The sequence below is a fragment of the Clavibacter nebraskensis NCPPB 2581 genome (genome assembly GCF_000355695.1).
GTDB lineage: Bacteria > Actinomycetota > Actinomycetes > Actinomycetales > Microbacteriaceae > Clavibacter > Clavibacter nebraskensis.
In genome coordinates, this window is the sequence record NC_020891.1 from 601,207 (window position 1) to 625,675 (window position 24,469).

Below are 24,469 nucleotides of genomic sequence, written 5' to 3' on the forward strand. Positions count from 1 at the left end.
CGCGGAAGGGCCCCGCGGATCTTTGGATCCGCGGGGTCCGTCGACGTGGGTCGCCGCCTACGCGAACGTCTTCGCGTCGATGACGAAGCGGTAGCGCACGTCCGACTTGAGGACGCGCTCGTAGGCCTCGTTGATCTGGTCGGCCGAGATGAGCTCGGTCTCGGGCACGATGCCGTGCTCGGCGCAGAAGTCGAGCATCTCCTGCGTCTCGGCGATGCCGCCGATCATGGATCCGGCCCAGCTGCGGCGCGCGGGGATGAGCGCGAACGCGGGGATCTCGAGCGGCTCCGACGGGGCGCCGACGTTGACGAGCGTGCCGTCGATCGCGAGCAGGCCGATGTACTTGCTCATGTCGAGCTTCGCGGAGACCGTGTTGATGATCAGGTCGAACGAGCTGGCGAGCTCGGTGAAGGTGGCGTCGTCGCTCGTGGCGAAGTAGCGGTCGGCGCCGAGACGCAGGCCGTCCTCCTTCTTGGAGAGCGTCTGCGAGAGCACGGTGACCTCGGCGCCCATCGCGTGCGCGATCTTCACGGCCATGTGGCCGAGGCCGCCCATGCCGACGACGGCGACCTTGGTGCCGGGGCCCGCGTTCCAGTGGCGCAGCGGGGAGTAGGTGGTGATGCCGGCGCAGAGCAGCGGCGCGACCTTCTCGATGTCGAGGGACTCGGGGACGCGGAGCACGAAGTCCTCGTCGACGACCACGGCCTCGGAGTAGCCGCCCTGCGTGATGGTGCCGTCGGCCGGATCGGTGCCGCCGTAGGTCTGGATGTTGCCCTTCAGGCAGTACTGCTCCTGGCCGGCCTTGCACTGCTCGCACTCCTTGCAGGAGTTGACCATGCAGCCGACGCCGACGAGGTCGCCGACCTTGTGCTTGGACACGTCGGAGCCGACCTCGGTGACGCGGCCGACGATCTCGTGGCCGACGACCTGCGGGTACTGGATGGGGCCCCACTCGCCGCGGACGGTGTGGATGTCGGAGTGGCAGACGCCCGAGTAGGCGATGTCGATGGAGACGTCCTTCGGGCCGACGTCGCGGCGCTCGATGGTGGTCTTGATGATGGGATCGGTGGCGGACGGGGCCGCGTAGGCGTTGACGGTGCGCATGGGTTCTCCTTGTGCTGTCCGGTGGGGGAGGGGAGGGATCGGGTCGATCCGGCCGCGCCCTCTTCGGATGCGGTACCCCTCGACGCTACGCCCGCCCGGCCGGTTCGCCGAAACCGCGCGGCTTTTCCTCGGCCGCCGGATACCGTGGCGGGATGCCCGCTCCCACCGTCCCCGGCCCGACTCCGACGCGATCCGGCCCCGTGACGGGGGTCCGGGACGGCGACGTGATCCGGTACCTCGGCATTCCATACGCGACGGCGGCCCGCGGCGTCCCGCCCGTGTCGGCGGTGCCCGTGCGCGGATCCGACGGGCGGCCGGTCGTGCTCGCAGCCGTGCACCCGGCGCCCGCGTGCCCGCAGCCGTCGTCGCGGATCCTCGACGCGCTGATGCAGGGCGCCCTCGACGGCATGGAGCGCTCGGAGGACTGCCAGCGGCTCTCGATCACGCTGCCCGCCGACCGCGCGCCCGGCGAGACCCTGCCCGTGATCGTGTGGTTCCACGGTGGCGGCTACACGACGGGCGCGGGCGACCTCGCCATCCACGACCCGCGCGCGCTCGTGGTGGAGCAGCGCGTGATCGTGGTCGCGGTGACGTCGCGGCTAGGGCTGCTCGGCTTCGGCGGCGGCGCTCCCGGGGGCCAGCCCGCGAACCTCGGCCTGCTCGACCAGCTCGAGGCGCTGCGCTGGATCCGCGACTCCATCGGGGCGTTCGGTGGCGACCCCGAGGCGGTCACGGCGATGGGCCAGTCAGCCGGTGGCGACGCGATCCTGCACCTCATGATCAGCGCCGGTGCGCGCGGGCTCGTCCGGCGGGCCATCGTGCAGAGCCCGCCGGTGGGGATCACGGGCGGGCGCGAGCGCATGTTCCGCGCGATGGGGCGCGTGACGCGATCGCTCCCGGCCGATGCGCCGCTCGACGCCGTGCTGCGCCGTCAGGCCCGGGCCGAGCGCGCGTCGTGGGCGTCGGGGATCCGCGCGGGCCTGCCCTGGGGGCCGCGGTACGGCCACGCGCCGCTGCCCGCCGAGGCCGACCGCGATGCCGCGTGGCGGGCCGTCGCCCCGGAGGTCGACCTCCTCATCGGCACGACGCGCGACGAGACTGCGATGTACCTGCCGGCGCTGCCGGTGATCGCGCCGCTCCTCCGCGTGCCGGTCGTGGGCCGGGCGCTCCGCCGCGTGCTGATGCGGACGGTCGTCCGGCCCACCAGCCGCGCCGTCTACGCGCGGCCCGTCCGGGCGTTCGCCGCCCGGCATCGCGCGGCGGGCGGCCGGGCCGTGCGCTACGTCCTCCGCGCGGCGCCCGCGTCGAGCCCCATCGGCGCGGGCCACACCGCCGACGTGCCGCTGATCCTCGGCACGCGCGAGGCGTGGACCCGGATGCGCCTGGTCCCGCCGGAGTCGTGGCCCGAGGTCGCCGCGCGTGGGCGGGCGGTGCGTCAGGTGTGGGCCGACTTCGCGCGCACGGGCGAGGTCGCGCCGGACGCGGACGCGCGCGCCTGCGGCATGCGGTTCGACCACGGCTGATCACGCCGCCGGATCCGCGGATCAGTCGAGCTGCACCCGCCGCGGCCCCGCGCCCCGGTCGCCCAGCGCATCGTCCGGGTTCAGCAGCCCGCAGGCGCGCATCGACAGGCAGCCGCAGCCGATGCAGCCCGTGAGCTCGCGCTCCAGGCGCTCGATGCGCCGGCGCCGCTCCTCGAGCAGGCGCTTCCACCGGCGGGACGCGCGCTGCCAGTCGGCGTGGCTCGGCGGGCGGTCGAGAGGCGCGTCGTCGAAGGTGGCCTGCACGTCGGCCAGCGGGATCCCGAGGCGCTTGGCCACCGTGATCAACGAGACGCGGCGCAGCATGTGCCGGGCGTAGCGGCGCTGGTTGCCCGCGGTGCGCTCGGCGGCGATGAGGCCGAGGTCCTCGTAGAAGCGGAGGGCGGAGGCGGCGACGCCCGTGCGGCGGGTCATCTCGCCGACCGTGAGCAGCTCGCCGGGCGCGTGCCGCGGGCCTGCCTGCGCATCCGCCACGACGTCCCCTCCCGATTGACCTCAAGGGTACGTGAGGTTCTAACGTGGACACCATGCGCATCACCCGCCCGGCCGTCACGACGGCCCCCACCCGTGGAGACGCCCTGTGACCTACGTGATCGCCCTCCCGTGCGTCGACGTGAAGGACCGCGCCTGCATCGACGAGTGCCCGGTCGACTGCATCTACGAGGGCGAGCGGTCGCTGTACATCCACCCGGACGAGTGCGTGGACTGCGGCGCCTGCGAGCCGGTGTGCCCGGTCGAGGCGATCTACTACGAGGACGACCTGCCCGAGAAGTGGTCGGACTACTACACCGCGAACGTCGAGTTCTTCGCCGAGATGGGATCCCCCGGCGGCGCCGTCAAGGTCGGCGCCGTCGCGTACGACCACGCGGTGGTGGCCGCCGTCCCGCGCCAGGTCGAGCCCGCGTGAGCGCCGACCCCGACCTCTTCAAGGCCGCGTTCCGCGGTCACCCGGCCGGCGTCGCGCTCATCACCGCGCGCACCGCCGACGGGCCGTCCGGCCTCACCGCGTCGAGCGTCGCGTCGCTGTCGGTGGATCCGCCCGCGCTCTCGTTCTCGGTGACGCGCGCCACGGGATCCGCCGGCGCGATCCTCTCCGCCGACAGCTGCGTCGTGCACCTGCTCGCCGGGCAGCACGCCGCGCTCGCCCGCGCGTTCGCGGTCTCCGGGTCGCCGCGCTTCACCGAGGAGCAGGGCTTCCAGGAGCTGCCGACCGGCGAGCCGCTGCTCGCCGACGCGCGCGCCGCCCTCCGCTGCCGCACGCTGCAGACCGTGCCGGTCGGCGGATCCGTGCTGGTCGTCGCGGAGGTCCTCGACGTGATCCTGGGGCAGCCCGCCCCGCCGCTCGTCTACCGCGACCGCCGCTTCCACCTGCTCGAGGACGACCACCCGGAGCTCTGAGGCCGGGAGGCCGCCACGGTCGCATCTCACCGGCGGACGGGGCCGCCCCATCCGCCGGGGCTCTCCGGCAGGTAGCGGAGGGGCGGGTCGCCCTCGTCCGTGCCCTCCTCGGGCCTCGATGCGGGCGCATCGTCGAGCAGCTGTGCGCAGATGGCGGAGATGGAGTGCGCGAGGTCGGGTGCGGCACCGGCGTGCGGCCTCTCCGTCGCCACGAATCCCGAGATCTCCGCGATGGTCCTCCCGACCAGCTCATCGGCGTCGCGCAGTCCCCATGACCGCGCCTCGGCGATGAGGTGCCCGGCTCGGAGGTCGCGGTGCTGTCGCACACCGTCGACGTGGAGGGCGACGACCGGGTCGACGTCCTGGTGCAGCTGCGGGACGATGTCGTAGGCCGGTGCCAGGGTCATGGAGCCGTCCGGGCGGTGGAGCAAGGACAGGTTCTTGGCGTGCATGTCGAGGTTCCCGACGGCAGCCGACAGGGTCATCATCTGCGCCAATCCTGCGAGCGATCCCGTGTCCGCCTGTCGCACGACGCGGGCGATGGCGGCGAGGCCCGGGTGTCCGTCGTCCTGGTACTTCCCGTCGCCGCTCATGCCGAGCGCCTGGTTGAAGTCCTCCTGATGGATGCGCCCGTCGGGTGAGTCCGGGTCGCGGTCGTAGCGCTCGATCACGAGCGCAGACGTGCGGCCGAACATCCTGATCTCCGTCGCGTAGTCGAGCAAGCCGAGATGCCGGGCGATGCGCGAGCCGTACTCCTCGTCGAAGATCAGGGTCGGCATGGTCATGAGGATGGGCTTGATGATGTGGGTGGAAGGGAAGCCGTCGAGGGGTTCCGCCCAGCCGGACGCCGTCCGGGCCAGCACGATCTTGTCCTGCACTCCGGCGAGCGAGGACATCCGGCGGGCGGTGCTGTTGCCGAGCGGTGCCGCCCTGACGGCTTTCATCGACTCCTCCACGCCGAGATCGTCGATGGGGACGGCTTCGGGTTTCCGCGGTTCGTCGGGGCCTTCCGGATCCCAGATGCGGAGGGCCCCGGCGACGTCGCGTCCGTAGCGCGCCAGCATGCCGATCGTGTAGTCGGCGGTGACCCCCGCACGTCCGGCCAGGCTGGTCCTCGCGCGCCCCTCGGGCAGCAGCTCGTCGAAGAAGTTCCGGCGCAGGGCGGCGTCCGCGGGTCGGGCGCGGGTGGTGAGCGGGACGGCGACGGAGAGGAGCCGACTGCCGATGCCGTGTGCGGCCACCGCCTGCGGGTCGGCGACGAAGTCGAAGCCGCCACGCCTCTCGATCAGCTCACCGAGGCGCTCGCCGTAGAGCTCCACCGCGAGCCGCATCAGTGGGCGTCCGGATCGTCGCCGAGGTCGGCGCTCAGCGTCAGGCCGGTCTCGCGAGCGAAGTCGAACAGTCGCTCGAGGGCCTTGATCGACTTGCCGAGCTCCATCTCCGCGATGTAGCTCTGCCGGACGTCGAGGACGGCGGCCAGCTCGCGCTGGGTCATCCCGCGCTGTAGACGCGCCTCGCGGAGGACGAGACCGAGGGCGGTCGGATCCGTGATGGCCGCGGTGCGCATGCTGTCTCCCGTCGCGATGTCGCGGACCCATGTGATCCGCTTATCCGGATCAAGCTAGCCTATCCGATTTTCCAGATCAAGCCCCATGACTCGGAAATCCGGATCGCCGGACACCATCGCACGCGTCGAGGCACGTCACGCGATCATGAACTCCGACGGCTTCAGCGCCCGCTCCACGATCCGCACGTCGCCGATCGACGCCGGCAGCACGTGGTCGAGCTTCCCCGCGTAGAGGTTCGCGCCGAGCAGCCACGAGGTCGCGGGCGACGCCGCTGCCAGGCCGCGGTTCGAGGTCGAGGGGTTGCGCACCACCGGGCAGCCGTCGACGTACATGGTCGTGTGCTGGCCGTCGTTGACGACCGCCATGTGCCACTACGTCGCGGCCGGCAGCTCGTGCGACCAGTTGGTGAGGGATCCCTGCTGAGTCGTCGGGTACACGCACCACTGGATCTCGCGGCTGCCGGAGACGCTGAGCGTCGCGGCGGGCTCGTCCGGGTCGCCCGCGTCGCCGGGCGTCTTCCCGGCGTCCTTCGCGGAGGCGGCCCGGGAGAGGATCGCGCTGAAGCCGTCGGCGTCGCCGTCGAAGTCCGCGGGGATGCGGACGAACGCCTCGACCGTATAGCCCTGGCGGAAGGTCGCGGCGTCGAGCGGGGCGCCCGGGACGGTGCGCAGGTGGTCGCCGCTCTTCTTGCCGCCCGTGAGGGTGAGGCTGCCGAAGCCGGGCTGGTCGTCGTGGTGCGCGGACGCGAAGCGCAGGGATCCGGGCGCCGCCCCTGCCCGGTTCGCGACGACGAGGTCGTTGCCGCGGCCGGACGCGTCCGGGATGCGGGTGGCCGTGCCGAGCGCGGATCCGTCGGCGTGCCCGTCGAAACGCCAGTACGCGACCGTGCCGGGGACGAGCATCTGCGCGGCCGGACGGGCGGCCCGCGCGGGGACGGGCGCGAAGCCGGCGAAGCGCTGCTCGAAGTCGACGCTGACCGTGAATCGGTCGACGTCGCCGGAGAGGGCCGCCTCCCCGTCCGCGAGCTCGTTGCCCGTGCCGAGCCCGCCGCCCAGGATGAAGGGCGACAGGGTCTCGACGTCGATCGCGTTCCGCTCGAGGTCCACGTGGTACAGCCGGATCATCGCGGCGCCGCCGTAGTAGCGGTTCTGGTAGTTCACGAGGTGCAGGTCGACGTCGTGGCCGGCGCGGTTCTCCTTCGTGGTGCGGCCGGGCTTCCAGTAGTGGCCGTTGAGGGTGAGGAAGATCTGGTCGTGCTGGGAGATGAAGGAGTCCCAGAGGCCCTGGCCGTAGTCGTCGAGCACGGCGGATCCGTCGGGCTTGGAGTCGACGATGTCGTGCGCCGTGAGGATCACCGGCAGCGTCGGGTGCGCCGCGAGCACGCCGCGCGCCCACTCCACGCCGCGAGCGCTCGTGCGCCAGTCGAGCGCGAGGACGAGCCAGTCGCGTCCGCCCGCCGTGAAGGTGTGGAACGAGTTGTAGCCGTCGGGGCTGGATCCGCGGTAGCTCGGCGACTTGCGGAACCGCGTCGGGCCGAACGCGTCGAGGTAGGGGGTGCGGCCGCGCTGGTCGTCGGTGGAGGACGGGACGTCGTGGTTGCCGGCGAGCACGCTCCACGCCGCGCCCGCCCTGTCGAGCAGCGTGAACTGCGCGCTCGCCGCCTGGATCTCGTTCGCGGCGCCGTTCTGGGTGACGTCGCCGAGGTGCGCGAGGAAGACGATGTTGTGGCGGTCGCGCTCGGCGAGCACGTAGCGGAGCGAGGCCTCGAGCGGCTCCGGGTGGATCGGGGCGCCGTCGAAGAGGTACTGCGTGTCCGGCAGCACGGCGATGGTGAAGCGGGGCGAGGTCGTGTCGGGCTTCCAGCGGGCGCCGGATCCCTGCTGCGCGGTGGGCGTCTTCGCCTTCGCGCTGTCCGCGACGTCGGCGGCGGTCGCGGCGGTCGCGGGGAGCGCACCGCCGAGGCCGGCCACGCCGAGCGCGCCGGCCGCGCCGCTCGTGAGGAGGAAGCCGCGTCGGGAGAGCGCGGAGCGAGGAGGCGTCGTCGGGTCCTGGGTCACAGACGATCACGGTAGGGCCGCCGGGTGAATGCGATGCGGCGGCGGGGTGGACGGCGGGCGGCATGCCAGCATGGGCCATGCGCATCGCCGACTTCCCCGTGCCCGACACGGTCGCCGCCCGCGGGGCCCTCGAGCTCGCGACCTCGTACCAGTCCGCCGCGATCACGGCCCACGGGATCCGCTCGTGGCTGTTCGCGGAGGCGTTCGCCGGGGTCGAGGGGCTCGCGGATGTGGACCACGAGATCCTCTACGTCTCCGCCGTGCTGCACGACATCGGCACGGTCGCGGAGTTCGACAACCACACGGTCTCGTACGAGCACGCGGGCGGGCACGTGGGCGTCGCGCTCACGGCCGGCGCCGGCTGGCCCGCCGCGCGGCGGCAGCGCGTGCTCGACGCGATCGTGCGGCACAACTGGCCGTCGGTCGATCCCGAGCTCGACGTCGAGGGGCACCTCCTGGAGGTCGCGACCGGCCTCGACATCTCCGGCGCCCGGCCCGACGCGCTGCCCGAGGCGTTCCTCCGCGAGGTGATCGCCGCCCACCCGCGCGGGGCGCTCGCCGCGGAGTTCGGCGCGTGCGTGCGCGACCAGGCGGAGCGGAAGCCCGACACGGCCGCCCGCCGCCTCGTCGACGGCGGCCTCGTGCGGAAGCTCGCCGAGAACCCGCTGGAGCGCCTCGCGTGAGCGGCCGGATCCGCATGACCGCGCTGCTCGTCGTCGCGGCGCTCGCCGTGGTGGGCGGGGCGCTGACGCTGATCTGGTCCCTGATGCAGCCGGTCACGCTGGGCTTCTTCGCCTGCGCGCCGGCGTCGGGCGGCGTCTACTCGCCCGGCGCCCACATCCTCGCGACCGGGACGCTGGTCGCGGCGGGCGTGATCGCGATAGGCCTGGTCATGCTCGCGTTCTGGGCGGGGATCCGCGTGGGCGGTCGCCGCGACCGGCGCGATCCCGGCGCGTCCTAGCGGGGACCGTCCTCGGCGCTGCCGCCGTCGGCCGCGCGCGCCGCCGTCAGCGCCCGGTCGCGCTCCTCGCGCCACGTCGCGCGGTACGGGAACGCCGCGTCGACGGCATCGCTCCGGATCACCGCGAGGGACGCGGGCGCGAGCGCGGCGACGTCCGCGTCGTCGTGCGCGTGCGCGAGCGGGTAGCCGAAGCGGCCGCGGTGGTGCGACAGCCAGAGCACCACGAGGTCGCGGTCGTCGGCGAGGTGGGAGGTGTCCACGGTGCCGCGCTCGTGGCGGGTGACGGTCCAGCCGCCGCCGCGGGCCGGGGAGGCGGTGAAGTCCGGGTCGCCCATCCACCGCCAGCCGTCCCGCGTGCGCCTCGGGCCGCCGTACGGCGCGTCGACCAGCGCGTCCGCCAGTGCGTCGGGCGTCCACGGCGCGGGGAACCACGACGTGAGGCTGACCGCGAGCTCGAGCGGCGTGAGGCGGCGGTGGTCGGATCCCGGGCGCGGAACCGGGGACGCTCGAGCGCCACGGCCAGCGCGACGGTCGGCAGCTCGGGTCCGCCGCCGTCGACGAGCGCGAGGTGCGTCTGCAGCATCCGCACGTAGCGCGTGTGCGCCGCCTCGTCGGCGAAGGGCGGCAGCGGGATGTCCGGCACGACGGCCGAACCCCAGGGCGCCCGGTCCTCGAGGAATGACACGATCCGCCCTGTCCGCGGAGGCCGGCGCGCCCGCCCGACCTGTCTAGCAGGCGGGCGGGCGGCGGGCCGAGCGCGGGATCGGGCGGGTCAGCCGATGAGCGACGGCCGCAGGTCCCGCAGCGTGCGGTGCGAGGTGATGCGGATCGCCCCGGCCAGCGCCACCGCGAGCCCGGCGACCAGCCACAGCGCGAGCACGCCGGCGTCCTGGGCGGCCTGCCCGAGGTCGCCGCCGTACATGAGCTGGCGGAGCGCATCCACCGCGAAGCTCATCGGCAGCACGTGGTGCAGCGCGGCGAGCGGGCCGGGCAGGGTCTGCCACGGGAACGTGCCGCCCGCGGTGACGAGCTGCACGACCATGAGCACGAGCCCGAGGAACTGGCCGACGCTACCGAGCAGCACGTTGAGCGCGAGGATGATCGCCGCGAACGTGATCGAGGCGAGCACCATCGTCCCGTACATGGCGAGCGGATGGGCGATGCGGAAGCCGAGCGCGCCGGCGACGATCGCGTAGAGGCCGGCCATCTGCACGACGCCGAGGAGCGCGGGCGTGAGCCAGCCCGCGAGCGTGATGCGGAGCGGCGCCGTGCGGGCCGTGATCGCGCGGCGCGACAGCGGCTTGACGATGAGGAACAGCGCGTAGATCCCGATCCACGCCGCGAGGCTGATGAAAAACGGCGCGAGCCCGGCGCCGTAGTCGCCGGCCTGCGTCACGGCATCCTGCCGCAGCGCGACCGGGTCGCCGATGGTGTCGGCCTGCGCGTTCCGCTGCGCGTCCGTGGAGGCGGGGATCTGGTCGAGCCCCGAGTCGAGGCCGTCGCGCAGCTTCGTCGTGCCGTCCTGCAGCGTGCCGAGTCCGGACGCGAGCGAGGTCGCGCCGTCGGCCGCGGAGTGCGCGCCCGTGGCGAGGGTCGCGCTGCCGTCGGCGGCCCGCGCGATCCCGTCGGCGAGGGCGGGGGAGGCCTTGGCGAGCGCGTCCGCGCCCGTCGCGACCTGCGAGCTGCCGGACGCGAGCGTGCCGGCTCCGGTCGCGAGCGCGGCGGATCCGGTCTGCAGCTTCCCGGCGCCGTCGGCGACCTGGGCGCTGCCCTGGGCGACCTGCTCGCTGCCGGCGGCGAGCTGCTGCAGCTGCGCGTTGAGGCCGTCCGTCTTCGTCGTGGAGTCGGTGATGTCGGTGCCGAGCACGTCGAGCTTGGCGAGCGCGGCGTCGATGTCGGCCTTCGGGATGCCGGCTTCCTCCATGCGCTGCTGGATCGCCGCGCGGATCGTCGGCACCTGACCGGCGAGCTCGTCGGCGCCCGCGGTGGCGGTGGATCCGAGGGCCGCGACCTGCGCGCTGCCGTCGGCCACCTTCCGCGCGCCCGCGGCGGTCTTCTGCGCGCCCGGCGTGAGCGCCGCGGCGCCGGTCGAGAGGTCGTTCGCACCGGTCGAGAGCGTGGCCGCACCCGACGCGACCTGGTCGGCCCCCGTGGCGAGCTCCTGGGTCTGCGCGGGGAGCTGCGCGGTGCCCGAGCGGAGCTGCCCGAGGCCGGAGGAGAGCGTGTCGGCGCCCGTCGCGAGCTTCCCGTTCCCGTCCGCCAGCGAGTCGGCGCCGGAGCGCGCGGTGGCGGTCCCGTCGACGAGCTGCTGAGCGCCGGATGCCGCGTCGCCGAGGCTCGAGCGCACGTCCGCGAGGCCGAGCAGGAGCTTGCCCGCGGCCTCGGTGCCGACGCGCGAGGCGACCGACTTCGTGATCCGCGCCCCGGCCTGCTGCGCGATCGTGGTGGCGAGGTAGCTGTTCGCGTCGTCGGTGGCCATGACCACGCGGGCCTGCTGCGGATCCGTGCCCGACGCCGACGAGAGCGCCGCCGAGAAGCCGGACGGGATGGTCAGCGTGAAGTCGTACGTGCCGTCCTCGAGGCCCGTGCGCGCTTCGGCGGAGGAGACCTGGTGCCAGTCGAAGGAGGCGTCAGCGAGCACGTCCTTCGCGACGTCGGTGCCGTAGTCGACCGGCTTCCCGTCGACCGTCGCGCCCTGGTCGGCGACGACGAGCGCGGCGGGGACCTTGTCGAGGCTGCTGTACGGATCCTGGTTCGCCCAGAGGTACAGCCCGCCGTAGAGCACGGGCACCAGCACGAGCGCGACGAGCGCGATCTTGGACATGGTGGTGGCGGTGAGGCGCGTCAGCTCGGCGCGCACCAGGGGGATCAGTCTCATCGGGTCTGCGTTCCGTCGATCGAGGGGGTGGGTTCGGGGGTGGCGATCGCGTCGTGGGCCGGGAGCGCGGCGATCGCCTCGGCGGCGGCCTCGCTCGTGACGACGAGGACGCCGGTGCCGGAGCGGGCGAGGTCGCGGAGGACGCGCATCCACTCGGCGACCGCGCCGCCGTGCCGCTCGGGCGAGGTGACGACGACGGCCTCGACGCCCGCGCGCGATGCGGCGAGCGTGGTGAGCAGGCGGATCCGGGCGACCGCGGGGACGGCCGAGAAGGGTGCGCGGGCGAGGTCGGAGAGGCCCTGATCGTCGAGGATCACGCCGACCTCGTGCTGGCCGGAGCGGTGCCCGGCGAGCGCCAGCTCCTCGGCGACGACCGCGCGGAGCGCGACGTCGTCGGCGGGCTCGTTGATCCGCGGGGTGTCGACGAGCGCGACCCGCTCGGCGACGCGCGCGGCGACGCCGTCGGAGTCGTCGCCGTTGAGGGCGAGGGACCCGCCGTCGATCCGCATGCGGCCGGACGCCACGAGCGAGAGGACGGTGGGCCGCAGCTCGGTCTCGGCGACCGCGACCGCCGGATCCGGGCCGCCGAAGGAGAGCGAGGTCGCGGGCAGGGCGGGCGCGGGGCCGTCGCCGACGCGCGCGTCGGTCAGCGTGACGATCACGACGCCGCCTCCGTGACGCGGGGCGCGGCCTCGCGGAGCTCGGGGGTGGCGGCGATGAGCTCGCCCGCCGCCCGCCAGTCGAGGCCGCAGAGGGCGAGCGCGGTGAGGATGACGAGGGAGTGCCCCTCGGCGCGGCCGATGTCGCTGCGCGTCGCCTCGTCGAGCACCGCGAGGGCGCCGCCCTCGATGAGGCGCGCGAGCGTCGGCGCGGGGATGTCGCCCCGCAGCTCGCCCGCCTCGATGCCGCGCTCGACGACCCGCTGCAGCTCGGCGCGCAGCGGCGCCAGCTCGGTGCCGACCTCGCGCGCGAGCGGTCCGCGGACGGCCACCCGGGCCATCACGCGCACCTGCTCGACCTCGGCCCAGAGCCGGGCGCCGATGAGGGCGACGTGGATCCGGCTGTCCTCGTGCGTGATCCCGGCCAGCGACTCCACGATGCGCCGGGCGCCGCGCTGCAGCACCTCGCGCACGAGGTCGTCGCGCGTGGCGAAGTGGCCGTAGACGGCGCGGCGGCTGAGACCGGCGGCGGCGGCGATGGTCTCGAGGGAGGCGTCCGGGTCGCGGTCGAGCGCGACCACGGCCGCGTCGACGAGGGCCTGGCGGTTGGTCGCGGCGTCCTTGCGGAGGGCGCGCGGGGAGGCGATGGGGGGCATGCGACCAGGCTAGTGATCCTGCACACTTGTGTGCAACTTAGTGCGGCGAGCTCCCAGCCGGCGGGCGCGTCGCCGGCCGGGTCAGCTCCGCAGGGTCTCGCTCGGCAGCTCGCCGAAGGCGCCCGCGTACGACGCCGCGAACCGGCCGAGGTGCGCGAAGCCCCACTCCTCGGCGACGGCGCGGACGGTCGTGGTGGCGGGCGTCGCGTCCACGAGCTGCGCGCGCACCCGGCGCAGTCGGATCCCGCGCAGGTACTCGGTGGGCGTCTGGCCGTGGTGGCGGCGGAGGGCGAGCTGGAGCACGCGCGTCGAGATGCCGGCGGCGGCCGCGGCCTCGGCGGGCGTGATCGGCAGGTGCGCGTTGTGGTGCAGGTACTCCACCGCCACGCGGATGTGCGCCATGCGCGGGGCGCGCAGCTCGTCCGGCATCTCCACGTCGTCCCACGGGAAGAGGCGGAGCGTGGCGCGGGCGAGGGAGAGGTCGGCCTCGAGGCGCATCAGGGGGGAGGCGTCCGGATCCGTGATGACGGGTGCCGCGGCGGCGACCGCGCGGCGCCACACGGCGGCCGTCTCGGCGCTCGGCACGCTGCGGTGCTCGAACAGCAGCGGGCGCGCGGGGCCGTGGTGGAACTCGGTGGCGGTCTGCTCGAGGAAGCCCGCGTCGAGGTGCACGCAGTTCTGCCGGGTCGCGGTGGCCTGGTACTGGAACGGGCGGCCGGTGGGGAAGAGGAACGGGAGCTGGCCGCGGGAGCTGACGGCGCGGTGTCCGCGGTCGACCGTGATCTGCCCCTCGAGGAACCAGGTGACCACGTGCTCGGGGAGCCGGCCGCTCTCGGCCCACTGCGTGCCGGCGATGCGCGACGTGCGGAGGGTGACGCGCTCGCTGCCGAGGATCGCGTAGCGGTAGGAGAAGGTGTTCGTGCGGCGGTCGGGGGCGAAGCGGACCCCCTCGAGGACCGACCTGAAGCTCGCGGTGGCCTCGTCGATGTCGGCCCCGGCCAGGACGGCGCGGAGGAACGGCTCGGCGGAGGCGTCGACGGGAGCCGATGCGGGGGCGGCGGCCGTGTCGGCGGGGGCGGCGGCCGGTGCCGTCGCGGTCGGCTCGGCGTCGGCGTCCTGCGGGGCGGGATCCGCGGTCGCGGTGTCGCGGGCAGCCGCGGCCGCGTCGGCGGCCATGCCCATGACGGCGGCGCCGGCGCCGGCGACGAGCGAGAGGGAGCGGGTGCCCAGCGACGAGGTATCGGGGGCAGCGGGATCCGCGGGGGAGCCCGGCGCGGACGCGGAGGTCATCGACGGCGCGACGAGAGGCGCCGCGAGCGATGCGTCGGTGTCGGCGTGCGTCGTGCGCGGGCGGCGTGAGGGATCCCTCGTTCCGGCGGGGGTCAGCGTTGTCGTCATGGTTCCTGCGGTCTCTGGGCGTCGGTCGTCTCCGCCCTCCCGCTCATCATGCATCGTGCACTCACGGTCAGGCCCCTCCGGGGTACCGGGAGGTGACAGCACTTCGGCACCGCCCCGTCAGAGAGCGGGTCGTCGCTCCGCGGATATCCGCTGAGCGAAAGCGCGTCCCCCGGCCGTTCGCGGCGGGGCGGGCCGCCGGCTCCCTCCGCGCGCCCCGGTGCCGCACCGCGGGCGCCCGGCGCACGCACCGGATCCGCACGGTCGCGCCGCCTAGGCTCGGGGATCGCGGTCGTCTTCCCCACCGCATCCGCACCCCCCCCGAGAGGCGCCGCATGACGAGCGACCGGTCCCTGGCCTTCATCCTGCTGCGCTCGTGCCTCGTGATGGTCGCGCTCGGCGTGGTCACCGTGCAGACGGGCGGCGGCCTCGGAGTGGTAGGCGTCGTCGCGTTCGTGCTGGCCGCGGGCCTCGGCGGCGGCGCGACCTTCTACTGGCGGCGGCACCTCGCGGCGAAGCGGCGCGACCCGTTCAGCTGACCGTCGACGTGAGGGTGGACGACCCGTCCGCCCGGCGGCGCACCTCGATCCGGTCGGCCACGCGCTGCTTGAGCTCCTCGACGTGGCTGACGATGCCGACCGTGCGGCCGTCGGAGGAGAGCCGGCCGAGCTCCGACATGACGGCGTCGAGCGTCTCCGGATCCAGGGTGCCGAACCCCTCGTCGACGAAGAGCGTGCCGAGCTGGAGCCCGCCCGCCTCCGCCTGCACGACGTCGGCCAGGCCGAGCGCGAGGGCGAGCGACGCGTAGAACGTCTCGCCGCCGGAGAAGCTCGCGGGCTCGCGAACGCGGTCGACGACGTGGTCGCGGATCTGCAGCGCCAGCCCCGTCTTCCGGGACCTGCTCGTCGCCTCCCGCTCCTCGCTCACCTCCAGCTCGTAGCGCCCGCTCGACATGACCCGGAGGCGCGCGTTCGCGGCCTGCACCACGTCCTCGAAGCGGCGCAGGAGCACGTAGGTGCCGAGGGTCGTGCCGCGCGTGTTCTCGGGGGTGACGGCGTTCGCGACCTCGGCCATGCGGATCGCGGCGCGCGCCTGGTCGCCCGCGCGGGCGCTCTCGAGGCGGGCGGCGTCGTGGCGCGCGAGGGCGGATGCGCTGCGGTCGGCCCGGTCGCGCGCGCGGGCGGCGCGCTCGGCGCTGGAGCGCGCGGCGGCCTGGGCGGCGTCGAGGGCGGCGCGGGCGGCGTCCGGATCCGGGTGCTCGGCGCCCGTGAGCGACGCGACCTCGGGGTCCGCGAGGCCCTCGGCGACGACGGCCTGCTCGCGCTCGTGCACGGACACCCGCCGGGCGGCGGCTTCGAGCTCGGCCAGCGGGAGCGCCGCGGCGCGGGCGTCGGCCTCGGTGGCGAAGGACTGCGCGGCGAGGGCGTCGGCGAGCTCGACCGCGCGCGCGGCGGCGTCCGCGGCGGTGCGCTCGCGGGCGGCGGCGAGGGCGATGAGGCGGTCGACGAGGGCGCGCTCGGCGGCGCGGTCGGCGACCAGGGCGGCGACGCGGGGGGTGTCGGCGTCGTCGACGGGGTCCGGTCCGGCGGCGTCCGCGTCCCGCTGCGCGTCCCGCTCCGCGAGCACCGCGCGCACGGCCGCCTCGTCCTCCACCAGGAGCTCGCGCGCCCGCATCACGCGCTCCCGCAGACCCGAGAGGGCCGCGCGGGCGTCGTCGCGGCGGGCGCGGATCCGCTCGCTCTCGGCGTCGTGCGCGACGACCGCCGCCTCCGCCGCCCGGAGCGCGCCGCCGGCCGCCTCGGCCTCCGCGAGTCGCGCGGCGCGGGCGGCGACCTCGGCGTCGGCGGCCTCCGCGGTGATCCCGCCCAGCGCCGCCTGCGCCACCTCGTGCCGCGCGGTCGCCGCCGACAGCGCCTGCGCCGCGTCGCCCTGCGCCCGCTCGGCCCGGGCGCGCGCCTCGGCCGCCCGCTCGATCTCGTCGTCGTCCGGGTGCCCGGGCGCGCTCGGCGCCGGGTGGGGGTGGTCGACCGCGCCGCACACGGGGCACGGCGCGCCGTCCTCCAGCTCCTGGGCCAGCTCGCCGGCGAGGCCGCGGATCTTGCGCTGCCGCAGGTCGGCCTCGTGGCGCACTGCGGACCCCGCGGCGGCCGAGCGCGCGTCGAGGGCGTCCCGGGCCACGTGGATCCGCGCCTCGAGATCCCCGAGCTCCGTCACCCGGAGCCGGGTCGCCTCCGCCTCCGCGACCGCCGCGCGCGCGGCCTTGAAGCCGCCCGCCGCCTCCGCCGCGGCGTCCCGGGCCTCGACCAGCGGGATCCGCGCGGCCGGCCGCTCCTGCAGTGACGCCTCCGCCTCCTGCGCCGCGGCCTCGCGCGCCGCGACCGCGTCCTCGGCGGCGCGCACGTCGGCGCGGCGTCCCGGCAGCCCGCGCTCGCGCGCCTCCGCGTCCGCCAGCGTCGTCAGCTCGGCCACGAGCGCGTCGCGCCGCTCGGCCAGCGCCGACGCGGCGGCACCGGCCAGGGCGGGCCGCTCCTCGCGACAGGCCGCGCGGGCCGCGTCGTCGGCGTCCTCGGCCGCGGCCCTGGCCGCCTCCGCCCGGTCGCGCGCGGCCAGCGGTCCCGTGACCGCCGCCGCGCGCCTGGCCTCCTCCGCGCGTCGCGCGAGCCCGGCGATCTCCTCTACGGCCGCGCGCAGGGCCTCCTCGCGCGCGATCAGCGCCCGCCGCCGGTCGAGCCCGCGCGACACCCGCTCCGCGTCGGCGAGCGCGTCGGCCGCATCGATCCGCGCCCGCTCGTCCTCGGCGCGCGCCTGCTCGGCCGCGTCGGCGAGCTCGGCCAGCAGCCGCACGGTGTCCGCTGCGTCGGCGACCTCGAGCGCATCCACCCGCGTCGCCTCGCGCAGCCCCGTGAGCGCCTCGGCGACCCTCGCGTCGGCGGCGTCGGTGCGCGCCTTCGCGGCCGTGCGCATCTCGGCGAGCTGCTTGGCCGTGGCGTCGTAGACGGCCGTGCCGAACAGCGACTGCAGCACGAGCCGCCGCTGCTCCCCGGTCGAGCGCAGGAACTCGGCGAACTCGCCCTGCGGCAGCACGACGGTCTGCACGAACTGCGCGCGCGTGAGCCCGACGATGCGCGCGATCTCCGTGCCCACCTCCTGCGTGCTGGTGCCGATCACCTCGCCCGCGTCGGCGTCGGGCGACGACAGGCGCACGAGCGTCGCGGTCGCGTTCTGGTTCGTGGTGCCCGTGCCGCGGGCCTTCGGGCGCTGGTGCTGCGGGCTCCGGCGCACGCGGTGGGTCCCCGCGGCCGTCTCGAACACCAGCTCCACGTACGGCTCCACGCCGGGCGCCGCGTGGTGGCTGTGCAGGCGGTCGCGGCTCGACCCGTCGCTCGCGAGCGACCCGTAGAGCGCGAACACCACGGCGTCGATGAGCGTCGACTTGCCGGATCCGGTGGGCCCCTCGAGCAGGAACAGCCCCGACCGCCCGAGCTCCGCGAAGTCGATGACGTGCTCGCCGGCGAACGGCCCGATGGCGCGCAGGGTGAGGCGGTGCAGGTCCATCAGGCGCTCCGGTCCGCGGCCAGGGCCAGCTCGTACGCCTGGCGGAGCACGAGCGCCTCGGCCTCGGTCGGCGGCGCCCCGGTCGCGTACGCGACGAAGTCGGCGGCGACCTCGAGCGGATCCGTCGTGGCGTCGACCACGCGCGACCGCGTGCCCTCCACACGCCCCTCCGGCTCGTGCAGCACGACGAGCGCGTGCGGCAGGGCCTCCCGCACACGCGCGACGAGGTGCGGCGGGTGCACGGGATCCGTCACGTGCACGCGCAGCCACGCGTCCGCGAGGTCGGCGTGCCGCCCGTCGACGATCTCCGCGAGCGTCCCCGTGACCTCCGCGAGCCATCGCGGCACGGGCGCGTCGACGAGTTCGACCGTGGTGGATCCGTCGGCCGCCAGCTCCACGAGCGCGCTCGACTTCCGCTGCATCCGCTCCCCGAAGGAGAACGCGAGCGGCGAGCCGGAGTAGCGGATGACGGGACGCGCCGATCCCGCCGCCCGCACCTCCTGCGCCCCGTGCAGGTGCCCGAGCGCGACGTAGTCCGCCCCGGAGAACACCGACGCCGGCACCTGGTCGAACCCGCCCACGCGGATGTCCCGCTCGCTCTCGCTCGGCGCCGCTCCCGTGACGAACGCGTGCGCCACGACGACCACGCGCGCCTCCGGTCGCCCGGCGGCGTCGGCGCGCACCCGGTCCATCGCGGCGCCCAGCACAGCCTCGTGCGAGCGGGGGAGAGGCGGCGACCCGGGCGCGACGAGCGACGCGCGCACGGCGTCGGGATCGAGGTACGGCACCCCGTAGAACGCGACGGGCCCGTCGGCGTCCTCGATGACCACGGGCACGTCGAGCGCCTCGACCGACGCGAGGATCCGCAGCCCGTCGCGCAGCAGCGCCGACGCGAACCCGAGCCGCGCGGCCGAGTCGTGGTTGCCCGGGGTGACGATGACGGTCGCGAGCGCGCTCAGCCGCGCGAGCGCGTCCCCGAGCAGCCGAACGCTGGGCACGCCCGGCACCGCGCGGTCGTACACGTCGCCGGCGACGAGCACCACGTCGACCTCCCGCTCGCGCACGAGGTCCACCAGGTGGTCGAGGAATGCGGCGTGATGCGCGTGCAGGTCCTCGCCGTGGAGGGTGCGCCCGAGGTGCCAGTCGCTCGTGTGGAGGATGCGCACGCGGGTCCTTCCTCGGGTCTGCCTCGGTGCCCGTCACGCTACCGGAGGGCGCCGACACGGCCTCGCCGGTCGGCGCCCGCGCGGGCTAGTCCTTCTTCCCGTGCGCCGCGACCGACACGTCCTCCCACTTCCGCCACGTCTCGAGACGCGACGCGTAGTCCTTCTCCGCGATGGCGAGCGGGCCGTCGCCGAGGAAGATCCGCAGCGGCGGCTCCTCCGCGTCGACGATCGCGAGGATCGCGTCGCGCGTCGCCGTCGGGTCGCCCGGCGTGACCTTCTTGTAGCCCTCGGCCCGGCGCTCGCGCATGCCGTCGTAGGCCGCGATCGGCTCGCTGCGCTTGGCCGAGGGGCCTGACCAGTCGGTGCTGTAGCCGGCGGGCTCGACGAGCGTCACGTGGATCCCGAACTCGGCCACCTCGAGCGCCAGCGACTGGCTGAGCCCCTCGAGCGCCCACTTCGACGCGTGGTAGATCCCGGTGTTCGTGAACGCGCTGATCCCGCCGATGCTGGAGACCTGCACGATGTGGCCGGATCCCTGCTCGCGCATGATCGTCACGGCGGCCTGCGTGATCCACAGCGCGCCGAACACGTTGGCCTCGAACTGGCCGCGGACCTCGTCCTCGGTGAGCTCCTCGATGGCACCGAACTGGCCGAAGCCCGCGTTGTTGACGACCACGTCGAGCCGACCGAAGCGCTCCGCCGCCTGCTGCACGGCCGCGATGCCGGCGTCGCGGTCGGTGACGTCGAGCTGGATGGGGAGCACGGCGTCGCCGTGCCGCTCGACGAGCACGTCGAGGGTGGAGGTGTCGCGGGCCGTCGCGGCGATGCGGTCGCCGCGCTCGAGCGCCGCCTCCGCCCACTCGCGGCCGAAGCCCTTGGATGCGCCGGTGATGAACCACGTCTTCATGGGGATGTCCTCTCGTAGGTACCCCTCGGCCAACGTCCGGCGCGGCCCGCGCATGCCCCGGATCCCGGGATCCCCTCCCCGGGCGCGCTCGGCGGACACCCGCGACCGGATCCGCCCGCCCTCGGGACGCGCCGGACCGCCTTGGTAGGATCGAGTGTGACTGGAGAGAACCTGCTCGGCGTGCCCGAGACGCGCCTGGCCGACGAGCCCGAGGTCGCCGCCCGCATCCAGGATGCCGACGGCCACCACGACACCCTCGGCGCCATCGCCGCCGACCACCCGCAGTCGTCGCTCGTCTGGGCGCTCCTCGCCGACTCCGCGTACGTGCAGGGCGACCGCATCGCCTCGTACGCCTTCGCCCGCGTCGGCTATCACCGCGGCCTCGACTCGCTGCGCAAGTCCGGCTGGAAGGGCCAGGGGCCCGTGCCGTGGAGCCACGAGCCGAACCGCGGTGTCCTCCGCTCCGTGTACGCGCTGCGTCGCGCGGCCGCCGCCATCGGCGAGGAGGACGAGGTCTCGCGCCTCAGCGCCTTCCTGCGCGACGCGGATCCCACGGCCGCCGGCCACATCGAGGCCGCCACCGCCGGAGGCCTCCCGCCCACGGAGGCCATCGTCATCCGCGGCCAGGACTGATCCACCGCCCCACCGCTCCGCCCGCACCACCGCACGCCACCCGATCCATACCGACCGACCCCGCCCCCGACGAGGAGTGAGCCATGCCCGCAGTAGTGATCATCGGAGCCCAGTGGGGTGACGAGGGCAAGGGACGCGCGACGGACCTCCTCGGCAGCCGCGTCGACTACGTCGTGAAGTTCAACGGCGGCAACAACGCCGGCCACACGGTCGTCGTCGGCGACGAGAAATACGCGCTGCACCTGCTGCCGTCGGGCATCCTCACGCCGGGCGTGGTGCCCGTCATCGGCAACGGCGTCGTCGTCGACATCGAGGTGCTCTTCCACGAGCTCGACGCGCTCGCCGCCCGCGGCGTGGACGTCTCGCGCCTGCGCGTCAGCGCCAACGCGCACGTCATCACGCACTACCACCGCACCATCGACAAGGTCACGGAGCGCTTCCTCGGCAAGCGCCAGATCGGCACCACCGGCCGCGGCATCGGGCCCACGTACGCGGACAAGATCAACCGCGTCGGCATCCGGATCCAGGACCTCTTCGACGAGAACATCCTGCGCCAGAAGGTGGAGGCGGCCCTCGACGCCAAGAACCACATGCTCGTGAAGATCTACAACCGCCGCGCCATCTCGGCCGAGGAGATCGTCGAGAGCCTCCTCTCCTACGTCGAGCGCCTGCGCCCGATGGTGTGCGACGCGTCGCTCGAGCTGAACGCCGCGCTCGACGACGGCAAGACCGTGCTGTTCGAAGCCGGCCAGGCGACCATGCTCGACATCGACCACGGCACGTACCCGTTCGTCACGTCGTCGAGCGCCACGTCCGGCGGCGCGGCCACGGGCTCCGGCGTCGCGCCGAACCGGCTCGAGCGGATCATCGCGGTCGTCAAGGCGTACACGACTCGCGTCGGCGCCGGCCCCTTCCCCACGGAGCTGCACGACGAGTCGGGCGAGTACCTCCGCGCCAAGGGCTTCGAGTTCGGCACCACCACCGGCCGCCCGCGTCGCTGCGGCTGGTACGACGCGCCCATCGCGCGCTACACGGCCCGCATCAACGGCGTCACCGACTTCGTGCTCACCAAGCTCGACGTGCTCTCGGGCCTCGCGACCATCCCTGTCTGCGTCGCCTACGACGTCGACGGCGTGCGCCACGACGAGGTGCCCGTCTCGCAGTCCGACTTCCACCACGCGACCCCCGTCTACGAGGAGTTCCCAGGCTGGCAGGAGGACATCACGGCCTGCCGCCGCTTCGAGGACCTGCCGAAGAACGCGCAGGACTACGTGACGGCCATCGAGCGCATGAGCGGCGCCCGCATCTCCGCCATCGGCGTGGGCCCGGAGCGCGAGCAGGTCGTCGTGCTGCACGACCTCCTCGAGGCCTAACCCTGATCCACGACGGCTGGGCCGACGACGCCCGCCTCGGCACGGACGCGTCGGACCTCGCGCGCTTCCTCAGCCGCGCGGACGCCCGCACCATGAACCGCGAGCGCCTCCAGGCGGATCTCGACATGGGCCAGGAGCAGTACGTCACCGCGTGGCGCGAGCTGCACCGCTTCGGGTACGTGTCGTCGGCGGAGCTCAGGCGGCTCGTCGTCGAGCGGTGACGCAGGGGAAAGCTTCGACCAGCACTTGATGTGATTTTCACATTTGACCCAATTGGATACTAGGCGATGTGGCCGCAATGCATCTAGAGTCTCTGCTTATGAAGCTCATTGGCGAGTGGTGGTCACCTAGTCATCCAGAGCAACGTGCTCACGGCTATTTACGGATTCGACGGTCCGGCCGGCCTTCCCTGTATGTCGATTCATCTACTTCACCAGCGACCTTGTCGCGCCTTCACTCGAAAACCCTTTACGGCCGAGCGGCTGGCGGTGTGGCCCTTACTCTATGGTTTGATGATTTTAGTCCGCTGCAAGAAGCGCCCCGCTCGTCGACCGTTGAGTGGTCTCGGAAAAGAGACGTTGGTACTGCTCTAGTCGGTGCCAATTGTGGAGATGAGGGGACGACGCTTTTCGATGAGATGACATACTCGTACGAAGGCCTCGGTTCATGGTCGAGGTATTCCAAAACGGTTGATCATGAAGAGCCTGGGCCTCAGTATGGGGCTGCAAGATTTGTACCATACGTTGATGATGACATTGAAATGACAATTCGAGTGGATGACCCGGAGACTCTTCACCGCAGACCTGATATGGATGTTGCCATGATTAGGGATGGATCAGGCGACGCTACACGAGTGGTGATGGTCACTAATCCACCGGCCCCGCTCGCTTTTTATAATCATCTGGCACTAGATCTCTCGAATCTACTTTCATTCTGCTTTCAGAGACAAGCCCATTTGTCTGGTAGATCTGGTCGAATCGGCGGCAAAGTCGTGACCATACACCGGCGTGTGGCCACGAAGTCTTCCGTCGTCCGCCCACACGGAAGCTCCATGATCCTCACGTGCAACCGTTTCGACCCAGTGCTTCTTTTTAGTGCTTGGTGGGAGGCATGTAGGCATTTGTATCCTTTGCCGCAAATTCTTGCCGGTCGCTACTCTACTCGGCGGGCCTTTCTTGAGCATCATGTGATCAGTGCTACGGCCGCCCTTGAGTCGGCGTACGAGCGTTTGAGCGACTACCCGCAAGTGGCTATGAACGAAGAATTGTTTTTGGAGCGCCAGGAGTGGCACGCGGCGCATGAGGATAACGAAGACTTCAAGAAGCTTTTATCAAACCTTGTGAATCGCGTGACACTTAAGACCAAGCTGATGGGTGTCAAGTCCTATGTGGGTGCGGATCTAGTCGCAAACGCGGGCGTGCGTCAGAGGCAGTGGGTAAGCGACGTAATGGCGACGCGTAACCGCCTCGCGCACTCCGGTTCTCACGTAGAGGGCGTGACTGACGGTGGCCAAGAACTCCTCTCAAGGGTCGATCAAAATACGAGGGCTGTCTTATCGCTGGTCTTATGCAAACAGCTTGGTGCTGATGCAGCTGCGCTCGACGCTGCGGCCTCAGTGCTGTCTCAGCGGGGTAGCTAGGCGAATAAGGGCGGCGGCTCGTCGTCGAGCGGTGATCCTCTAGCGGTCAGGCGCCGTCTGCGCGCAGCGACCGCACCATGCTGCGGAGTATCCGCGTCGCCGCCTCGCGGTCGGCGTCGCTGAGGCTGCCGAGCATGCGCAGCTCGACCGCGCGCACGGCCGCGCTCGCCGTCGCCAGCTGCCGACGGCCCGCCGCCGTGAGGCGGGTGGGCTGCACCCGGCCGACCGCCTCCTCCGCCGGGCGCGTGACGATCCCGTCGCGCTCGAGGGACTGCAGCAACACGTTCATCGACTGGCGCGTCACGAAGGCGCCGCGGGCGAGGTCGGAGTTCGAGGACCCGGGGCGCTGGGCGAGGAGCTCCAGGCACGAGTAGTGCGTGATCGTCATGCCCAGGGGTCGCAGCGCCTCCTCCATCGCCGCGCGCAGGGCGCTCGCGGCCTCCTTCAGCAGGTAGCCGAGCGAGGTCGGGAGGTGGATGCCGTCGTCGCCTTGACTCATGTCAGCATTCTGACATACGCTCATATATGTCAGGCATCTGACATCGAACTGAGGAGACACCATGCCCGTCACCGGACCCGACTTCATCTCGCTCCAGGTCACCGACCTCGACGCGTCACAGGCGTTCTACGAGCGGTTCCTCGGCCTCGTCCGCTCGCCCGCCGGACCCCCGCACGCCGTCGTCTTCACCACGACGCCCATCGCGTTCGCGCTCCGCGACGTCGTCCCCGGCACCGACATCGCGGGCACGCCGCAGCCCGGGATCGGCGCGGCCCTGTGGCTGCACGCGACGGACGTGCAGGCGATCCACGACGCGCTCGTCGCGGACGGGCACTGCATCGTCTCCGCTCCGATGGACGGCCCCTTCGGTCGGACCTTCACGTTCGCGGACCCGGACGGCTATCACGTGACGCTGCACGACCGGGCCTGACGGTCCGTAGCATCCGGCATCCGACGGGTCCCGCCGTGACGAGGTCGCGG

Annotated in this window: 26 protein-coding genes and 1 pseudogene; 12 read left to right on the plus strand and 15 right to left on the minus strand. The window is 73.3% G+C overall.

The window, feature by feature from the left end:
• Nucleotides 1–57: 57 nt before the first annotated feature.
• Nucleotides 58–1,104, minus strand: coding sequence for an NAD(P)-dependent alcohol dehydrogenase (locus CMN_RS03015; RefSeq protein ID WP_015489380.1), 1,047 nt, complete (start codon nucleotides 1,102–1,104; stop codon nucleotides 58–60).
• Between the two features lie 152 nt (nucleotides 1,105–1,256).
• Between CMN_RS03015 and CMN_RS03020 the strand changes: the two genes are divergently transcribed.
• Entirely contained in the window at nucleotides 1,257–2,627 is a 1,371-nt protein-coding gene (locus CMN_RS03020) for a carboxylesterase family protein (protein WP_015489381.1), read from the plus strand.
• A 21-nt stretch (nucleotides 2,628–2,648) separates the two neighbouring features.
• On the opposite strand, the gene soxR is transcribed toward CMN_RS03020, so the two are convergent.
• Nucleotides 2,649–3,119 carry a redox-sensitive transcriptional activator SoxR gene (soxR, locus tag CMN_RS03025; protein ID WP_015489382.1) on the minus strand — a complete coding sequence of 157 codons (471 nt, stop codon included), beginning with the start codon at nucleotides 3,117–3,119 and terminating at the stop codon, nucleotides 2,649–2,651.
• 106 nt (nucleotides 3,120–3,225) lie between these two features.
• On the opposite strand from soxR, the gene fdxA reads away from it, so the two are divergent.
• Nucleotides 3,226–3,552, plus strand: coding sequence for a ferredoxin (gene fdxA, locus CMN_RS03030; RefSeq protein ID WP_015489383.1), 327 nt, complete (start codon nucleotides 3,226–3,228; stop codon nucleotides 3,550–3,552).
• Entirely contained in the window at nucleotides 3,549–4,043 is a 495-nt protein-coding gene (locus CMN_RS03035; RefSeq protein WP_015489384.1) for a flavin reductase family protein, read from the plus strand. The genes fdxA and CMN_RS03035 overlap by 4 nt, the downstream gene beginning before the upstream one ends.
• Before the next feature lie 26 nt (nucleotides 4,044–4,069).
• On the opposite strand, the gene CMN_RS03040 is transcribed toward CMN_RS03035, so the two are convergent.
• The 4 genes from CMN_RS03040 to CMN_RS03050 all read right to left on the minus strand — a co-directional run bounded on the left by CMN_RS03040 (nucleotide 4,070) and on the right by CMN_RS03050 (nucleotide 7,668).
• Nucleotides 4,070–5,374 (minus strand): type II toxin-antitoxin system HipA family toxin, encoded by a 1,305-nt coding sequence (locus tag CMN_RS03040; RefSeq protein WP_015489385.1) that lies wholly within the window; start codon nucleotides 5,372–5,374, stop codon nucleotides 4,070–4,072.
• Entirely contained in the window at nucleotides 5,374–5,610 is a 237-nt protein-coding gene (locus CMN_RS03045; RefSeq protein ID WP_015489386.1) for a helix-turn-helix domain-containing protein, read from the minus strand. The genes CMN_RS03040 and CMN_RS03045 overlap by 1 nt, the downstream gene beginning before the upstream one ends.
• A 135-nt stretch (nucleotides 5,611–5,745) precedes the next feature.
• The gene (locus CMN_RS15255) at nucleotides 5,746–5,976 is read right to left on the minus strand and encodes a LamG-like jellyroll fold domain-containing protein (RefSeq protein WP_227077727.1); all 231 of its coding nucleotides are present in this window, start codon (nucleotides 5,974–5,976) and stop codon (nucleotides 5,746–5,748) included.
• Between the two features lie 6 nt (nucleotides 5,977–5,982).
• Nucleotides 5,983–7,668: a metallophosphoesterase family protein gene (locus CMN_RS03050; protein ID WP_227077728.1), complete on the minus strand. Its 1,686-nt coding sequence runs from the start codon at nucleotides 7,666–7,668 to the stop codon at nucleotides 5,983–5,985.
• A gap of 62 nt (nucleotides 7,669–7,730) precedes the next feature.
• Between CMN_RS03050 and CMN_RS03055 the strand changes: the two genes are divergently transcribed.
• Both CMN_RS03055 and CMN_RS03060 read left to right on the plus strand, forming a co-directional pair.
• Nucleotides 7,731–8,351 carry an HD domain-containing protein gene (locus CMN_RS03055; protein WP_015489387.1) on the plus strand — a complete coding sequence of 207 codons (621 nt, stop codon included), beginning with the start codon at nucleotides 7,731–7,733 and terminating at the stop codon, nucleotides 8,349–8,351.
• Nucleotides 8,352–8,365: 14 nt separating this feature from the next.
• Complete coding sequence (locus tag CMN_RS03060; RefSeq protein WP_231853775.1) at nucleotides 8,366–8,629, plus strand: hypothetical protein; 264 nt, start codon at nucleotides 8,366–8,368, stop codon at nucleotides 8,627–8,629.
• On the opposite strand, the gene CMN_RS03065 is transcribed toward CMN_RS03060, so the two are convergent.
• The 5 genes from CMN_RS03065 to CMN_RS03085 all read right to left on the minus strand — a co-directional run bounded on the left by CMN_RS03065 (nucleotide 8,626) and on the right by CMN_RS03085 (nucleotide 14,220).
• The gene (locus tag CMN_RS03065; RefSeq protein WP_041465229.1) at nucleotides 8,626–8,964 is read right to left on the minus strand and encodes a hypothetical protein; all 339 of its coding nucleotides are present in this window, start codon (nucleotides 8,962–8,964) and stop codon (nucleotides 8,626–8,628) included. The two genes, CMN_RS03060 and CMN_RS03065, sit on opposite strands and share 4 nt — an antisense overlap.
• Nucleotides 8,965–9,401: 437 nt before the next feature.
• Nucleotides 9,402–11,507, minus strand: coding sequence for a YhgE/Pip family protein (locus CMN_RS03070; protein WP_015489389.1), 2,106 nt, complete (start codon nucleotides 11,505–11,507; stop codon nucleotides 9,402–9,404).
• Nucleotides 11,504–12,169: a hypothetical protein gene (locus CMN_RS03075; protein ID WP_015489390.1), complete on the minus strand. Its 666-nt coding sequence runs from the start codon at nucleotides 12,167–12,169 to the stop codon at nucleotides 11,504–11,506. The genes CMN_RS03070 and CMN_RS03075 overlap by 4 nt, the downstream gene beginning before the upstream one ends.
• Nucleotides 12,166–12,822: a TetR/AcrR family transcriptional regulator gene (locus CMN_RS03080; protein ID WP_015489391.1), complete on the minus strand. Its 657-nt coding sequence runs from the start codon at nucleotides 12,820–12,822 to the stop codon at nucleotides 12,166–12,168. The genes CMN_RS03075 and CMN_RS03080 overlap by 4 nt, the downstream gene beginning before the upstream one ends.
• Nucleotides 12,823–12,903: 81 nt before the next feature.
• On the minus strand, nucleotides 12,904–14,220 hold the full coding sequence (locus CMN_RS03085; RefSeq protein ID WP_015489392.1) for an AraC family transcriptional regulator: 1,317 nt from the start codon (nucleotides 14,218–14,220) through the stop codon (nucleotides 12,904–12,906).
• Between the two features lie 332 nt (nucleotides 14,221–14,552).
• Here CMN_RS03085 and CMN_RS03090 point away from each other — a divergent pair, with 332 nt between their 5' ends.
• Nucleotides 14,553–14,756 carry a hypothetical protein gene (locus CMN_RS03090; protein ID WP_011931895.1) on the plus strand — a complete coding sequence of 68 codons (204 nt, stop codon included), beginning with the start codon at nucleotides 14,553–14,555 and terminating at the stop codon, nucleotides 14,754–14,756.
• On the opposite strand, the gene CMN_RS03095 is transcribed toward CMN_RS03090, so the two are convergent.
• The 3 genes from CMN_RS03095 to CMN_RS03105 all read right to left on the minus strand — a co-directional run bounded on the left by CMN_RS03095 (nucleotide 14,749) and on the right by CMN_RS03105 (nucleotide 19,845).
• Nucleotides 14,749–17,772 (minus strand): AAA family ATPase, encoded by a 3,024-nt coding sequence (locus tag CMN_RS03095; RefSeq protein ID WP_015489394.1) that lies wholly within the window; start codon nucleotides 17,770–17,772, stop codon nucleotides 14,749–14,751. The two genes, CMN_RS03090 and CMN_RS03095, sit on opposite strands and share 8 nt — an antisense overlap.
• On the minus strand, nucleotides 17,772–18,938 hold the full coding sequence (locus CMN_RS03100; protein ID WP_015489395.1) for an exonuclease SbcCD subunit D: 1,167 nt from the start codon (nucleotides 18,936–18,938) through the stop codon (nucleotides 17,772–17,774). Before CMN_RS03100 ends, CMN_RS03095 begins: the two co-directional genes overlap by 1 nt.
• Before the next feature lie 85 nt (nucleotides 18,939–19,023).
• Nucleotides 19,024–19,845, minus strand: a complete 822-nt coding sequence (locus CMN_RS03105; protein ID WP_015489396.1) for an SDR family oxidoreductase — start codon at nucleotides 19,843–19,845, stop codon at nucleotides 19,024–19,026.
• 156 nt (nucleotides 19,846–20,001) lie between these two features.
• On the opposite strand from CMN_RS03105, the gene CMN_RS03110 reads away from it, so the two are divergent.
• The 5 genes and pseudogenes from CMN_RS03110 to CMN_RS15475 all read left to right on the plus strand — a co-directional run bounded on the left by CMN_RS03110 (nucleotide 20,002) and on the right by CMN_RS15475 (nucleotide 23,490).
• The gene (locus CMN_RS03110) at nucleotides 20,002–20,478 is read left to right on the plus strand and encodes a DUF3151 domain-containing protein (protein WP_015489397.1); all 477 of its coding nucleotides are present in this window, start codon (nucleotides 20,002–20,004) and stop codon (nucleotides 20,476–20,478) included.
• A gap of 83 nt (nucleotides 20,479–20,561) precedes the next feature.
• The gene (locus CMN_RS03115) at nucleotides 20,562–21,851 is read left to right on the plus strand and encodes an adenylosuccinate synthase (protein WP_015489398.1); all 1,290 of its coding nucleotides are present in this window, start codon (nucleotides 20,562–20,564) and stop codon (nucleotides 21,849–21,851) included.
• Nucleotides 21,852–21,943: 92 nt separating this feature from the next.
• Complete coding sequence (locus tag CMN_RS15415; protein WP_015489399.1) at nucleotides 21,944–22,072, plus strand: hypothetical protein; 129 nt, start codon at nucleotides 21,944–21,946, stop codon at nucleotides 22,070–22,072.
• Between the two features lie 98 nt (nucleotides 22,073–22,170).
• Nucleotides 22,171–22,797: pseudogene (locus CMN_RS15540) on the plus strand (ApeA N-terminal domain 1-containing protein); the annotation flags it as partial.
• 105 nt (nucleotides 22,798–22,902) lie between these two features.
• Nucleotides 22,903–23,490, plus strand: coding sequence for a HEPN domain-containing protein (locus CMN_RS15475; protein ID WP_131666472.1), 588 nt, complete (start codon nucleotides 22,903–22,905; stop codon nucleotides 23,488–23,490).
• Between the two features lie 46 nt (nucleotides 23,491–23,536).
• On the opposite strand, the gene CMN_RS03120 is transcribed toward CMN_RS15475, so the two are convergent.
• Complete coding sequence (locus CMN_RS03120) at nucleotides 23,537–23,989, minus strand: MarR family winged helix-turn-helix transcriptional regulator (RefSeq protein WP_015489401.1); 453 nt, start codon at nucleotides 23,987–23,989, stop codon at nucleotides 23,537–23,539.
• Nucleotides 23,990–24,050: 61 nt separating this feature from the next.
• Here CMN_RS03120 and CMN_RS03125 point away from each other — a divergent pair, with 61 nt between their 5' ends.
• Nucleotides 24,051–24,419 carry a VOC family protein gene (locus tag CMN_RS03125; RefSeq protein ID WP_015489402.1) on the plus strand — a complete coding sequence of 123 codons (369 nt, stop codon included), beginning with the start codon at nucleotides 24,051–24,053 and terminating at the stop codon, nucleotides 24,417–24,419.
• The last annotated feature ends 50 nt before the right edge of the window (nucleotides 24,420–24,469 follow it).

Bases quoted from the DNA above. Each gene is read 5' to 3' on its own strand.
- CMN_RS03090 (WP_011931895.1), top strand. From the start codon at position 14,553: ATGACGAGCGACCGGTCCCTGGCCTTCATCCTGCTGCGCTCGTGCCTC.
- CMN_RS03105 (WP_015489396.1), bottom strand. From the start codon at position 19,845: ATGAAGACGTGGTTCATCACCGGCGCATCCAAGGGCTTCGGCCGCGAG.
- CMN_RS15415 (WP_015489399.1), top strand. From the start codon at position 21,944: ATGAACCGCGAGCGCCTCCAGGCGGATCTCGACATGGGCCAGGAGCAG.
- CMN_RS15255 (WP_227077727.1), bottom strand. From the start codon at position 5,976: ATGGCGGTCGTCAACGACGGCCAGCACACGACCATGTACGTCGACGGC.
- CMN_RS03040 (WP_015489385.1), bottom strand. From the start codon at position 5,374: ATGCGGCTCGCGGTGGAGCTCTACGGCGAGCGCCTCGGTGAGCTGATC.
- CMN_RS03045 (WP_015489386.1), bottom strand. From the start codon at position 5,610: ATGCGCACCGCGGCCATCACGGATCCGACCGCCCTCGGTCTCGTCCTC.
- CMN_RS03120 (WP_015489401.1), bottom strand. From the start codon at position 23,989: ATGAGTCAAGGCGACGACGGCATCCACCTCCCGACCTCGCTCGGCTAC.
- CMN_RS03115 (WP_015489398.1), top strand. From the start codon at position 20,562: ATGCCCGCAGTAGTGATCATCGGAGCCCAGTGGGGTGACGAGGGCAAG.
- CMN_RS03125 (WP_015489402.1), top strand. From the start codon at position 24,051: ATGCCCGTCACCGGACCCGACTTCATCTCGCTCCAGGTCACCGACCTC.
- CMN_RS03060 (WP_231853775.1), top strand. From the start codon at position 8,366: ATGACCGCGCTGCTCGTCGTCGCGGCGCTCGCCGTGGTGGGCGGGGCG.
- CMN_RS03015 (WP_015489380.1), bottom strand. From the start codon at position 1,104: ATGCGCACCGTCAACGCCTACGCGGCCCCGTCCGCCACCGATCCCATC.
- CMN_RS03070 (WP_015489389.1), bottom strand. From the start codon at position 11,507: ATGAGACTGATCCCCCTGGTGCGCGCCGAGCTGACGCGCCTCACCGCC.
- CMN_RS03065 (WP_041465229.1), bottom strand. From the start codon at position 8,964: ATGGGCGACCCGGACTTCACCGCCTCCCCGGCCCGCGGCGGCGGCTGG.
- CMN_RS03080 (WP_015489391.1), bottom strand. From the start codon at position 12,822: ATGCCCCCCATCGCCTCCCCGCGCGCCCTCCGCAAGGACGCCGCGACC.
- CMN_RS03055 (WP_015489387.1), top strand. From the start codon at position 7,731: ATGCCAGCATGGGCCATGCGCATCGCCGACTTCCCCGTGCCCGACACG.
- CMN_RS03020 (WP_015489381.1), top strand. From the start codon at position 1,257: ATGCCCGCTCCCACCGTCCCCGGCCCGACTCCGACGCGATCCGGCCCC.
- CMN_RS03095 (WP_015489394.1), bottom strand. From the start codon at position 17,772: ATGGACCTGCACCGCCTCACCCTGCGCGCCATCGGGCCGTTCGCCGGC.
- CMN_RS15475 (WP_131666472.1), top strand. From the start codon at position 22,903: ATGATCCTCACGTGCAACCGTTTCGACCCAGTGCTTCTTTTTAGTGCT.
- CMN_RS03085 (WP_015489392.1), bottom strand. From the start codon at position 14,220: ATGACGACAACGCTGACCCCCGCCGGAACGAGGGATCCCTCACGCCGC.